This is a genomic window from Enterococcus sp. AZ194 (assembly GCF_051713825.1).
In the GTDB taxonomy this organism is placed as follows: Bacteria; Bacillota; Bacilli; order Lactobacillales; family Enterococcaceae; genus Enterococcus_K.
This window is the reverse complement of record NZ_JBIOQR010000001.1, coordinates 1,367,913-1,380,459: the sequence shown is the minus strand read 5'-3', so window position 1 is coordinate 1,380,459 and position 12,547 is coordinate 1,367,913. Positions and strand designations below refer to the sequence as shown.

Genomic DNA, 12,547 nt, shown 5'->3' with positions numbered 1-12,547 from the left:
CTGAAAGGAGCACTTATGAAAAACAAATATAAGATTTTAGTCTGTCTTTTAATAGGCTTAGGAGGCTTAGGAATTTGGTTTTTCTCAGATTCTTCGAAGAATACCAATCAAGCACAAAGCCTTTCTGTTGAAATTACAGGAACGATATCCGATAAAAAGGCTGCTGAATCAGCTTTCACAGTTTTGAAAAAAAATATTCAAGCGGTCAACGACAAAGACATAGATGCCTATCTATCAACGATTGTTCCTTCAAGTCGTGAAGAAACAAAAAAAGAAATGACCCCTTTCTTTGAAAAATATAGTTTGAAAAATGAATTGCTTTCATTTGAAGTGAAAAAACAAGACAACGATCATATGTTAATTGAAGCACAACAAAAAAGCCAGAACCTAGGCAAAGAGAAATACCGAAGTCATATCGCAGTAGCCAATCATACCTTTGTAAAAGAAGGGGGTGAATGGCTCATCCAAGAAACTGTGATAACAGATACAAAATTCATCCAATAAAGTAATGCCGCTGCGATAAAAAAAGGTGTCCTATAGATTGTCACAAACAACAATCTATAGGACACCTTCTTATCATTTAATGAATCACTTATTTCGTAGCTAACACTCCAGCACCTAGTAAAGATGCCTCGTCAGAAAAAGTAGATAGTCGAACTTGCGGAATAATGCCACCACTCCTGTTCACAATTGTTATTAACTTACGATTAATAGCGTCAAGAATCGCTTCCTCTTGCGCAATTTCCCCACCTAAAATAATCCATTCTGGGTCAAAGCTAACTTGCAAAGTGTAGATTCCTAGGGCAACATAATGAAATAGCTCCTCGTATAATGCAGCGGCCTCTGTATCCCCCTCTTCAGAAAGCTGGAAAATCTCTTTTACCGTATACTCTTTTTCTTTATTTTGCGAATAAGTGTTGACAAGCGTTGACAGTGAGGCTAACTCGTTAAACTCCCGTTTGCCATCAAGTAGTATTTTCCCAAATGAACCTGCCTGTTGGTGCATCCCTTGATAAGTCTTTCCTTCATTAAAAATAGCTCCCGAAACCGCGCTGTCTATTTTTAAAAATAAGGCATTGATTTGTTCATCTTTTATTCCCAAAATAATTTCTGCTGTTCCTGCAGAGATTGTTTGATTTTCCATAAAAATAGGGAGTGAATACTTTTCTGAGAAATACTCTTGAAACTTGACTCCTTCAAGATAATTTAGTATAGGAGCCTCGTCAATTTGTCCCGTCGTTTGATTTAGTCGACCTGAAATACTAAAAGAAATGGCAGAAACTTCGTAGGTTCCCATATAAGTCATAATACACGCATCAATTAAGCGTCGCATCTTATCCCAAGTTTCTGGTGAACCAAACTGTTCTCTTTCAATTAGTTGCTTGGTAAACTGCGTATAAATCGCCGTTTTTAGATACTTATCTCCCAAATCAATTGCTAAGCAAACCATTCTGTTTCCTCCATTCAGCTGCTTCAATAATTTACTAGCTTTATTTTATCACATTCGGAGGCGTCTGACAGCAATTGAATAGAAGTGCGCAATTCCAACCAACATGAAATCTAAGTCTCCTACTCCAATCTAGTTTCTCGATAATCAAACACTTGTGAATTTGCTATAGAACATTTTCTTAGTTTTCAACTTTCTATAACTCGTGAATCGTATGGCCCTCACCATAAATCGATTCCCAGTCTGCTGTAAAGTCCACGACAGCTTTCTCAATAGAAGGCATATCAAATGCTTGTTTGATAATATCACACCCCATTGTTGCTGCATGTGCACCAGCTTCTAGTGCGGTGTTCACTTGAGCGACGTTTTTAAAGCTGGCTGCTAATATCTTACTTGAACTATTGGTTCGCAAAATTTCTTTTGCGATTTGCTCAATTGCTTCTTTGGGATCAATATTCAAATTTTCCATCCGATTAAAATATGGGGCTAAATAATCGACACCTGCAGCCATCGCTAAATATGCTTGAAATTTTGTATAGATTGCGGTTGCTGTTACATTAAACCCTCTTCGTTTTAATTCTTTTATGACTTTTAAACCTTGTGTGTTCGTCGGAATTTTGATATATACATCTGAATCTATTTGATCAATAATCGTTTCTGCATCCCGGATCATTCCTGCATAATCTGTTGCCACAACTTGAACATGAAGTGTTTTTTCCTTGCCAATGATTTCTCTAATTTTTTTCATATGTTGAAAAAAGTCGATTTTTCCCTCATTCTTTACGATGGAAGGATTTGATGTCACACCTGCTAACGGAATCATTTCTCCATATCGTTTAATATCTTCTAGGTTTGCTGTGTCTAATAAAAATTCCATAGTTATTTAATCTCCTTTTTGCTCCCTAAAAATTAAGGAAAGCTTTCCAATTCATCTATACACTATTTCTGTCAGGTTCGCGACTTGTCGCCTAATCCATCTCGCTTATTGAAAACGTACTCGGTGCTTTTCGAATTCTTTAAATGCCTGAGATAAGCCTATCTCTGTTCATCTCAGGCATCTGTTTGAACGTTAGATGACATGCTCTGTTCGTTCGATAATATCATCTTGTGTTGCACGAGAAAGTGCATTAAAGAAAGCAGAGTAACCGGCCACGCGAACAATCAAATCACGATGTTTTTCTGGATTTTTCTGTGCATCTAAAAGGGTCTCTCTTGAAACAACATTATATTGGATGTGATACCCTTTTAATTTATTAAAGAATGTCCGCAAGAGCATAATCAATTTTTGTTTGTCCTCTTCTTTTGCTAAGGTCTGAGGATTGACCTTTTGATTAAGCAACACGCCGCCTAAAATATCCTCTGTTGGTAGCTTGGCAACTGATTTTAAGACTGCTGTCGGACCATTTTGATCCATATTGTGCGATGGAGAACAGCCTTCAGCTAACGGCGCCCATGCTTTACGCCCATCAGGGGTTGCCATCGTCCCACGCCCTTGACCAACGTTGGCAGAGATAGATGAAGTTCCTGAATACCGAATCCCACCTATAGGACCACGACCAAAACGAGTATTCGGATATTTTTTAATTTCATCAATATACACATCGTAAGCTTTTGTCACTAATTGATCAGCATAGTCATCATCATTGCCATATTTTGGTACGTCATAGATAATCATTCCTTGAATTTCCTGACTACGTTCACTTTCCCAATCCGTAACCAACGCTTCCCATAACTCTTCTTGTGTCACTTTTTTCTCTTCGAAGACTAATTTTTTGATGGCCGCTAATGAATCGGCTAAATTGGCAATGCCGACTTGCAAAGCAGAAATGTAATCGTAGACTGCGCCACCTTCTTTTAACGTCTTTCCTCTACCGATACAATCATCGGTCAGCGCCGAACATAAAATATCTGGCACCTCTTTTTCAATTCCTAAATCAATGGCATTTTCGACAATCACACTCATCCGAGTTAATTCCCGCAACGTCTTGTCCCAAACCTCTTCTAATTCTTCAAACGATTGCATGTTTGCAAAAGAACCATACCCTTTCGTAAATCGTTTATTTGAAACAGGATCAATGCCATCATTCATCGCAATCATCAAAATTTTAGGAAAGTTGATATAACTCATACCTGTACAACGATAGCCCCATTTTCCCGGGACAGCTGTTTCTACACAACCAATCGCACTATAGTTATACGCATCTTTTTCATCCACTCCGTATTTAATGAACGAAGGAATAATCACCTCATCATTATTGAAGGCTGGCATTCCGAACCCTAGTTTCATCACTTCAATTGCTTCATTCATAAACTCTGAATTTAAACCAGCGTGGTAGCGGACAGTCAAGTTTGGTTGTGGTAATTTTGTTTGTGCAACACTCCTTAAAACTAGAAAAGATAAGTCATTTACAGCATCCTGTTTTTCAATCGTTTGCCCACCAATAGTCACATTTTGATACAACGGACTTCCTGCACTACTATAGGTATGCGCTTGGCTACGAACTTTGTTAATTGTTAAGGTCTTAATCCATAAATTCGTTAATAGCTCAACCACTTCTGCTTCAGTGATCTTTCCACTATCGATATCTGCTTTATAGAAGGGATAAATATACTGATCAAAACGCCCATAAGACAACGAGTGACCATTTGATTCAATCTGTAAAATTAATTGAATAAACCAAGTCGCTTGAACAGCCTCAGCAAATGATTCGGCTGGTTCATAAGGGACCTTGGCACAAATTCTGCTGATTTCTAACAATTCTTCTTTTCTTTGTTGATTTGGTGCTGTCTCGGCCATTTCTTTTGCCAACTTTGAATATCGTTCAGCATAGATCTTTACTGCATCAATCACAACTAACACGGAATTGTAGAAATGATATTTCTCAATGTTTTCTGTCTGCGTCAAATCTAATGCATTTTTTGCTTCAAGCGTTCGTTTTTCAAAATCTTTTAACCCATATGCTAACACTTTAGGATAGTTAACTGCTAAATGCGCATCACCCGAATTCATTTTTCCTTCCATACCGAAAAAACCAGTTTCCATATAGACTTGAACTTCTTCAGGTAGTAAGGCTCCTGCTTTAGCACGAAGATTATTATTCTCCCAAAAAGGCGCAATCGTGCGTAATTGTTCTTTTGTTTCTTCTGTAATATAGAAGATGTCGCCATCGCGCTTCTCAAATTTATCTAATTCATCAATTACAAACTCTAATGTATACTCTGGAAAAATCGGCGCATCTTTGTTTGAGCCCGCTTGGTTTCCGACAATTAATGTTTCCTCTTCAATATAGATAGACATTTTTTCTAAAATGTTCTTCAGCATCAATGCACGTTTCATGACGCTGGGCTGATTCTGATGTTCCTTATAGGCTTCAGTCGCTAGTAACGCTCGCTCTGCACAGATATAAGGTTTCTTGTCTAGCACTGACTCCCGATACTCATTCATTCGTTGCGTCAGTAACCCAAAATGATGTTGGTTAGTCACTTCTTTTTCCTTAACTTGGCTACTCATTATCAATACTCCCTTTCTTCATTTGAAACTATATTTATTTTCTTTCGAAACAAATATAGCATAATCACTGATAAAGCGTCAAATGAAATTTAAATTCCTTTCAAAAGAAAGAAACGGATGCACAATTGTGCATCCGTTGGCAATCGTTTGATTTAACTAGATTACTGTAACTAACTCGATATTTTTTTCTTTTAAAAATTGGATTTTGTCTTTTGGAATGCCTTTATCTGTATAAACCATCGCTATTTCTTCAAAAGCGAACTCAGAAACGACGCCGATTTGCGAAAACTTACTTGAATCGGTTAACACAATGGTTTTGTCGGCAGCAGTCATCATCGCATTGGCTGTATCACAGCGTGTGATATCACTTCCTGTAAAACCACGTCTTTCATCAAACCCATCAATCCCAACAAATAGCTTTCCAACATGAAACTCGTTAATCAGCTTCCTAACGAGAGGACCAACGTTAACTTGCGAATCCTTTTGATATTCTCCACCAAGTAAAACGACTTTAACCGACTCTGCCTTTCGAACATAAGACGCAATAAAACAAGAATTGGTAATGATGGTGATGTCATTTTTATTATAAGCCAATTCTTCAGCCAAGAGTGTACAAGTCGAGCCCGACTCAATCATGACCGTCTCGCCATCATCTACCAATTCAGAAGCTTTTATAGCAATTTTTCGTTTTAAATCATAATTATAAGCTAAACGATAGTTGATATCATCTTGGTTTCTTATGAGAGCAAAACCGTGCTGGCGATGGAGAATCCCTCTCGCTTCTAATTTATCTAAATCCTTACGAATCGTCACTTGCGAGACTTTCAGCAATTCTGCTAATTCGTTGACTTCCATTTTTTTATTCTTACTGACTATCGAAATTATTTCTTCTTCTCGCGACATATTCATCCCTCACTTTAATTTTATTTAGCATACCATAATTCATATTCTCTTACAATAACCGAGCATTTTAGTTTCATTCAAAACTATTTATATTTACGTTTGATTGTTCATGTGATAGAATGTACTCAAAATCAGAAAGAAGGTAATAGCTATGACCAGTCAAACTCAATTGCGTGCCTGTATTTTTAATATCCAAAAATTTAGTATCCATGATGGCCCTGGTATTCGGACAGCAGTTTTTTTCAAAGGGTGTCCGCTACGCTGCTACTGGTGCTCCAATCCTGAATCGCAAAATGCCAAGCCAGAAAAAATCTGGAATAACACCCGCAAAAGCTATACAACAGTTGGTGAATACAAAACAATCGATGAAGTGGTTGATGAAGTTATGAAAGATGTCGATTTTTATGAAGAGTCTGGTGGTGGAGTGACTTTGTCGGGCGGCGAGGTGTTATATCAAGCTGAATTTGCTACGGAGCTTGCAAAAATTTTAAAAGAAAAAGGGATACATACCGCAACCGAAACAACGGGTTATACAAAACCTGCCATCTTTAAAAAGTATATTGAACAGATTGATCTTGTCTATTTTGATGTCAAACACTATCAATCTGAAAAACATCAAGAAGGCATTGGCGTCCCAAGCGACTTAATTCTAGAAAACTTGGCTTATGCTGTGAATAATCATGCGCACTTGATTGTCAGAATTCCAGTCATTCCTAATTACAACGACCGTGTGGAAGATGCCGAACAGTTTGCTTTATTGTTTAACCGCATAGGCGTAAATCATGTAGAACTCTTACCATTTCACCAGTTTGGGCAACAAAAATATGATGATTTAAATCGCGAATACAAACTAGCTGATATGCCTCAGCTGCATACAGAGGATTTGGACTACTTCAAAAAAATTATGGAAGAGCATCAAATCGATTGTTTGGTCATATAAAACAATCCCGACTTATTCATGCAAAACTTTCCATTTACTTGCCAAAAGAACCGATTGTACAAACGCAAAACCAAACGATGTACAATCGGTTCTTTTCATTAGTTAGAACAAGTTTTTCTACCTTTCTATTGACGAATTAAATAATCAAATGCGCCTAATGCTGCTGTTGCCCCTGAGGCCATCGAAAGAACGATTTGTTTATAACGAGCATTGGTGCAATCACCTGCCGCGAAGACTCCTTGGAGATTGGTCATACCGCACTCATCGATAACGAATTCCCCCTTAGCATTGAGTTTTATCTCTGTTTCTGTCAACCAATGAGTATTTGGCATTAAGCCAATTTGGATAAAAATCCCCTCTACCTGAACAGAATGTTGTTGTTGTGTCTTCAAATTAAGATAAGTTAAGCCCTCCACACGGTTATGTCCGTAAATTTCAGTAACGTCAGCCTCCAAAACAAACGTGATATTCGGACATTTGCTGGCGCGCTGAATAAGAACTTCATCTGCTTTAAAGCTCGAGGCACGATCCAACACGTAGACATGGCTTACTTTATTCGCTAAATCAAGAGCCCCCTCTATCGCTTGATTCCCTCCGCCAATAATCGCTACATTCTTCCCATTAAACAACGGACCATCACAGTGAGGGCAATACGTTACCCCTTTTGTAAATAACTCCTCTTCACCAGGAACGTAAAGTTTTTTCCAAGTCACTCCAACTGCAAAAATAACTGTCTTGGCCTTCAAAATAGCGGTATTTTCTAAAGTTACCTCTAGAAGATTTTCTCTTTTATGAATCGCTGTTGCTCGTTGGTTGTTCATGATATCCACCGAGTACTGATTGACATGTATCTCGATCTCATTCATCAATTTTGGGCCTTCAATATAAGGAATACCAATCACATTCTCTACACCTGAGATATCCATGACCTTACCGCCATAGCTTTCAGCGATCATTCCGACGCTCAACCCTTTACGTGCGGCATAGATGGTTGCGCTGTTTCCTGCAGGTCCTCCACCAATCACTAGTACATCAAATATCCCTTTTGCTAAAAAGTCATCAATATTGTTTATCCCCAGTGCACAATCTAATAATTGTTCCATTGTTTTTGCGCCATTTGTGACCTCTTTTCCATCAATAAAAACGGTTGGAACAGCAAACACATTTTTTGACATACGCTCCTTATAAAACTGCTTTCCTTCAATCATTGTATGGCTAATATTGGGTTCTACAATAGCTAAATAATTTAATGTCTGAACAATTTTTGGACATTTTCGACAGGTAAGACTTACGTATGTCTCAAAATGAATTTTTCGATCTATTTTAAGAAAACGACTTCTAATTGATTCACTTACCTCTAACAATTGACCATCCACCTGACATAAAGCCATTAAAAAGGAGTCGAATTCATGGCCAAGCGGTAACCCAGCAAATTCTACTCGTGCTTCTTTTCCCTCTTGGCCTATACGAAACGCAGGTGTTCTTGACAGGTCAGTCTCCTCAAGAGTAATTTTGGCACTCATTTGCGCCAACTCATTTAAAAAGATGCGCATCTCCTTATCTTGCGAATCATTTTTGAGACTCGCTTGGATGACAAGTGGGTGCTCAAGTGTCTCCAATGTTTCTTTTAGCTTTATTCTCTGGCTATCCTCTAGTATCATAAACTCCTCCTAAATTTGCTATTTCGTTACAAAATAAAAACAATCCCTAAACAAAGGATAGACTATACAGGAAGCTCGCCTTTTCTTTGTAGGGATTGACTAATAAGTAACTATTTTTGCCTCACTTGTTTAAGCAGCTTCTGTTTGGCTTGATGCTTGCTCATTATCATAAGCAATTTTATCTTGTACTCTAAAGAACGGATAATAAACGATTGTTGAAATTGCCAAAATTAAGATTTGAACAACTGCTCCTTGCCAGCCAGCAACCATCAAACCAGAAATAATCGCTGGTGTACTCCATGGTAGGGTAACTCCAGCAAATGGTGTCATAAACCCAATTGCAATGGCACCATACACTAAAATTGCTGAGATAACCGGTACCAACATAAAGGGAATGAACATCACTGGATTCATTACCACAGGAAACCCGAAAACAATCGGTTCATTGACGTTAAATAAAGCCGGTAAACTTGCCACTTTTCCTAACGCTTTATACTGCTGAGATTTTGCTGCAAATAACATTGCGACAACCAAACCAAACGTAATTCCAGAGCCTGAAATCAACAAGAAACTATCTAAAAACTGTTGAGTGACAATATGTGCGCCGTTTTCTAACGAAAGATCTCCGGCTGCTAATAAGGCTTTATTGGCATCCAGATTAGATAACAATAACGCAGTAACAATGCCATTTACCACCGATTGCCCATGCACACCAAACCACCATAAGAATGAAATAAAGAAAGCAATCCCTATTGCACCAGGCAATGAACCTGTTAATCCTTGTAAAGGAACTTGGATTACATCATAAATCATCTCGATAAATGTCCCACCATTTGAGATTGCTTTTGAAACAATATAAACAATCATTGATAATAAGAAAATTGCGAACGCTGGGGTCATTGCCTCAAATTGTTTCGAGATCGCTTGAGGAACTTGTTCGGGCATTTTAATAACAATTTTACGCTTAATAAATACGGTATAAATGGCTCCCACAGTCAAACCAATGATAATTGCGCCAATAATTCCTTGCCCACCAAACCAGACTTTTGACAAAGCATCGCCAATCGGTTCACCTTCTGCTGGGATGTAGGAAGATCTTAAAGTTATGAAGAATGATGAAAGAGAAAGAACACCAGCTGGTAAAGGCTCGACACCACTATTTTTGGCATAAGAATAACCAATTGAAAAACAAGAAATTAAACCCATAATGGCAAATGTACCTGCGTGAACTTGCATGAATGGTTCTGTCCAATCCGCACCAAATATGTTCGCTACCGCATTGTTAAACCCTTCGAAGGGAATTTGTCCGATGATTAAGAAGATGGATCCCACAACGGTCAGAGGTAGGATCGACAACATGCCATCTTTTAAAGCAATAATTCCTTTCATATTAACAAATTTCATAATCGGCATAATAATTTTTTGTGAGTTACTATTTTTCATAGATGAGAAACCTCCTTAGATAGTCGCCTTCTTTTTAGATAAGCTTAATGCTAAATTTAATACCTTATCACCGTCTAACATGCCATAATCCATCATTGGAATCACTGCTAGAGGCACCTCACAGTCTTTGCAAATCGCTTCAGATTGATCAAATGTGTAACTAACTTGCGGTCCTAATAAAGCAACATCGATTCCTTCTACACAGTCACATAATTTTGATTGAGCATACGCCTCAATCTCGACTTCAACGTTTCTTTTTTCTGCCGCAATCTTCATATTGTTGACTAACATTCCTGTTGAAAAACCTGCTGCACAAAATAAACCAATTTTAATCATAACTATTCTCTCCCTCTAAATAATTTATTTTTTTAATTCTTTTCTTAAATCAATTATTTCTTTAATCAAATTAATCTCGGTAATCGTTGTCATTAAATGATCTTGCGCATGAACAAATAGCGCCGTTATTTCTGTTTTATTGCCGCTTGCTTCTTGGACTAAAAAACTAGTTTGCATATTATGCGCTTGCGTCAAGGCCTCTTCTGCTAGTTTGATCTCTTTGTCGCTTTCTGCATACTCACCTTTTTTCACATGACTTAAAGCCAAATAGATGTGCTGTTTAGCGTCTCCCGCGTGAAGTATTAACCCCATAATAATTTGATCTGGTACAATTGTTTCCAATAGAATTCGCTCCTTTATTATTTTAATTGTGCAACTTAAGAAAAAGTCGACCCTCCTCTTTTGAATTTAGGTGGCACTAATCTGACTTATTCTGATTCTTTTGACTAGCACCAGGTAAACTTACTAATTGACAAAAACGATTTTCCGGTTTCAAACGAAAGTGAAATATCGTTCCTTCACAACTAAAAAAATAACATCTGAAAGCGTATTCGTCAATAGATTGCAAGTTAGTTAGTAATCGTTTGCACGAACGTGCAAACACAAAACAATTAAATTTTTTCAATCATTCGGAGTTAAACAAAAAACTCCATGACCTCAAAAATTAGTAAGAAACAGCTACTATTAAGAACTTAATAACTAGTAGTAGGAGAACGAAGATAGAATTTAGCCCCTGATCAAAACAGATAGTTCTATTGCCCTGCAAAAAAAGACGAGGCTGGGACAGAAGTGTTTAACTCCGAGAACCGGGTAGGTACTGTGCAACATCAACTCATACTTCGTTGTGTTTTACAGCACCGAGTAGGTACTGTGCAACATCAACTCATACTTCGTTGTGTTTTACAGCAATAAGAACCTTCAACTCTAGCATGTCTCATGCGTAGAAGTTGTTGAGAGCGGAACGCAGTCCTTCAATTCTTAAGGTGTTTCACCTTTAGAAATTGATGGGGCGGAGTGCAGACCTTCAACTCTAGCATGTCCCATGCGTAGAAGTTGTTGAGAGCGGAACAACGTCCTTCAATTCTTAAGGTGTTCCACCTTTAGAAATTGATGGGGCGGAGTGAAGATGGAGTTGCTTCTGTACCCACCGTTTATTCGGATAAAGAGAGGTTAGGACATAACTCAAAAAGTTATGTCCTAACCTCAGTCTTCTCCTCTTCATCACTGGCAAAATGATGATCATTATCTAGCTGTAACATTTTTAACACAGTTATCTTATCTGTCACTAGATGATTAATATATTTTTTCTTAACTACTGCTAATATTGCTTGGGCTTTATGCTCGCCGTATGCCACAGCGATAGATTTTGGAACCTTTCCCAATTGCTCAAGGGTTAATCCCAGAATTCTCTTTTGCAATTGATTATGTACGGGTGTTCCTTCCTCATTAAAAAAGCGACAACAGACTTCGCCTAAAGCGGCTTCTTTCTTTAGATAATCATAATCTGACTGTGTCAAAAGATCTCGCCATTGACTGATGTCATAGGTCAAATTTCCACCAATTCCGACAATTGCCACATCTAGCGTATTCCAGAGCGCCATTAATTTCTGAAAATGGCTAGATTGAGAGATATTAAATGCCACTCGTTCTGATTCTTGAACAACCGCTGCATTAATAAATACCGTTTGACCGTTCATCACTCGAGACATCTCATAAACTAGCGTATTCACATGGTACTTCGTATTAATATGACTCGGACCTCCAGCCAATGGACAAAATAATACGTGCTTGACAGTCTTCACTTCTAGCTTCTCCACCATGTTGCGTAACGTCGATCCCCACGAAATGCCTACAATATCTTGTTCTTTTACCACATGTCGAACCATATTCGCTGCTCGTCTAGAGATTGCTTCAGATAAATATTCTTTTGTTCCTGCTGTTTGATTATCAATAATCTCAATTCGTTTTAACCCATATTTGGCTTGCATATACGCTTCCAATGCAAATGTCTCTATATTATAATTTTTAATTTCTATTTTTACGATTCCTTCTTCTCTCGCTTTGGTAATCATACGACTAATTGTTGTCCGATAAATATCTAATTCAACAGAAATTTCCGTTTGACTTTTCCCTTCAACAAAGTGAAGATAAGCAATCTTTGCAAGTAATCTTCTGCGTTCTTCGTTCATCAACTATCCATTCCTTTCTACTCTCTTTATTTTAATAGCGACAAAGCTCAATAGTTTTTTATGAAAACAATAAAATAACATATGAAACATGAAAATATTTCATACAACAGTTTTTTA

At 37.8% G+C, this 12,547-nt stretch carries 11 protein-coding genes; 2 read left to right on the top strand and 9 right to left on the bottom strand.

The features are described from left to right. Positions 1-15: 15 nt before the first annotated feature. On the top strand, positions 16-504 hold the full coding sequence (locus tag IGI37_RS06595; protein WP_438760684.1) for a hypothetical protein: 489 nt from the start codon (positions 16-18) through the stop codon (positions 502-504). Between the two features lie 88 nt (positions 505-592). Here the strand turns inward: IGI37_RS06595 and IGI37_RS06590 are convergent, their stop codons facing one another. From IGI37_RS06590 to IGI37_RS06575, 4 genes are all read right to left on the bottom strand, one after another. Further along, complete coding sequence (locus IGI37_RS06590) at positions 593-1,450, bottom strand: ROK family protein (RefSeq protein ID WP_438760682.1); 858 nt, start codon at positions 1,448-1,450, stop codon at positions 593-595. Between the two features lie 193 nt (positions 1,451-1,643). Then, positions 1,644-2,324, bottom strand: coding sequence for a fructose-6-phosphate aldolase (locus tag IGI37_RS06585; protein ID WP_438760680.1), 681 nt, complete (start codon positions 2,322-2,324; stop codon positions 1,644-1,646). A gap of 192 nt (positions 2,325-2,516) precedes the next feature. Further along, complete coding sequence (locus IGI37_RS06580; protein ID WP_438760678.1) at positions 2,517-4,958, bottom strand: glycyl radical protein; 2,442 nt, start codon at positions 4,956-4,958, stop codon at positions 2,517-2,519. A gap of 156 nt (positions 4,959-5,114) precedes the next feature. Further along, positions 5,115-5,861 (bottom strand): DeoR/GlpR family DNA-binding transcription regulator, encoded by a 747-nt coding sequence (locus tag IGI37_RS06575; protein WP_438760676.1) that lies wholly within the window; start codon positions 5,859-5,861, stop codon positions 5,115-5,117. 151 nt (positions 5,862-6,012) lie between these two features. Between IGI37_RS06575 and IGI37_RS06570 the strand changes: the two genes are divergently transcribed. After that, positions 6,013-6,801: a glycyl-radical enzyme activating protein gene (locus IGI37_RS06570; RefSeq protein ID WP_438760674.1), complete on the top strand. Its 789-nt coding sequence runs from the start codon at positions 6,013-6,015 to the stop codon at positions 6,799-6,801. A gap of 125 nt (positions 6,802-6,926) precedes the next feature. Here the strand turns inward: IGI37_RS06570 and ahpF are convergent, their stop codons facing one another. From ahpF to IGI37_RS06545, 5 genes are all read right to left on the bottom strand, one after another. Further along, positions 6,927-8,462 carry an alkyl hydroperoxide reductase subunit F gene (gene ahpF, locus IGI37_RS06565; RefSeq protein ID WP_438760672.1) on the bottom strand — a complete coding sequence of 512 codons (1,536 nt, stop codon included), beginning with the start codon at positions 8,460-8,462 and terminating at the stop codon, positions 6,927-6,929. 129 nt (positions 8,463-8,591) lie between these two features. Then, entirely contained in the window at positions 8,592-9,905 is a 1,314-nt protein-coding gene (locus IGI37_RS06560; protein WP_438760670.1) for a PTS sugar transporter subunit IIC, read from the bottom strand. A 15-nt stretch (positions 9,906-9,920) separates the two neighbouring features. Then, positions 9,921-10,241, bottom strand: a complete 321-nt coding sequence (locus tag IGI37_RS06555) for a PTS sugar transporter subunit IIB (RefSeq protein ID WP_438760669.1) — start codon at positions 10,239-10,241, stop codon at positions 9,921-9,923. A 24-nt stretch (positions 10,242-10,265) separates the two neighbouring features. Further along, positions 10,266-10,583, bottom strand: a complete 318-nt coding sequence (locus IGI37_RS06550; RefSeq protein ID WP_438760667.1) for a PTS lactose/cellobiose transporter subunit IIA — start codon at positions 10,581-10,583, stop codon at positions 10,266-10,268. Between the two features lie 848 nt (positions 10,584-11,431). Further along, on the bottom strand, positions 11,432-12,430 hold the full coding sequence (locus IGI37_RS06545; RefSeq protein WP_438760665.1) for a sugar-binding transcriptional regulator: 999 nt from the start codon (positions 12,428-12,430) through the stop codon (positions 11,432-11,434). Positions 12,431-12,547 lie beyond the last annotated feature (117 nt).

What these genes read in the sequence shown, in the direction of transcription:
- IGI37_RS06595 (WP_438760684.1), top strand. Translation starts at nt 16, where the DNA reads ATGAAAAACAAATATAAGATTTTAGTCTGTCTTTTAATAGGCTTAGGA.
- IGI37_RS06590 (WP_438760682.1), bottom strand. Translation starts at nt 1,450, where the DNA reads ATGGTTTGCTTAGCAATTGATTTGGGAGATAAGTATCTAAAAACGGCG.
- IGI37_RS06585 (WP_438760680.1), bottom strand. Translation starts at nt 2,324, where the DNA reads ATGGAATTTTTATTAGACACAGCAAACCTAGAAGATATTAAACGATAT.
- IGI37_RS06580 (WP_438760678.1), bottom strand. Translation starts at nt 4,958, where the DNA reads ATGAGTAGCCAAGTTAAGGAAAAAGAAGTGACTAACCAACATCATTTT.
- IGI37_RS06575 (WP_438760676.1), bottom strand. Translation starts at nt 5,861, where the DNA reads ATGTCGCGAGAAGAAGAAATAATTTCGATAGTCAGTAAGAATAAAAAA.
- IGI37_RS06570 (WP_438760674.1), top strand. Translation starts at nt 6,013, where the DNA reads ATGACCAGTCAAACTCAATTGCGTGCCTGTATTTTTAATATCCAAAAA.
- ahpF (WP_438760672.1), bottom strand. Translation starts at nt 8,462, where the DNA reads ATGATACTAGAGGATAGCCAGAGAATAAAGCTAAAAGAAACATTGGAG.
- IGI37_RS06560 (WP_438760670.1), bottom strand. Translation starts at nt 9,905, where the DNA reads ATGAAAAATAGTAACTCACAAAAAATTATTATGCCGATTATGAAATTT.
- IGI37_RS06555 (WP_438760669.1), bottom strand. Translation starts at nt 10,241, where the DNA reads ATGATTAAAATTGGTTTATTTTGTGCAGCAGGTTTTTCAACAGGAATG.
- IGI37_RS06545 (WP_438760665.1), bottom strand. Translation starts at nt 12,430, where the DNA reads ATGAACGAAGAACGCAGAAGATTACTTGCAAAGATTGCTTATCTTCAC.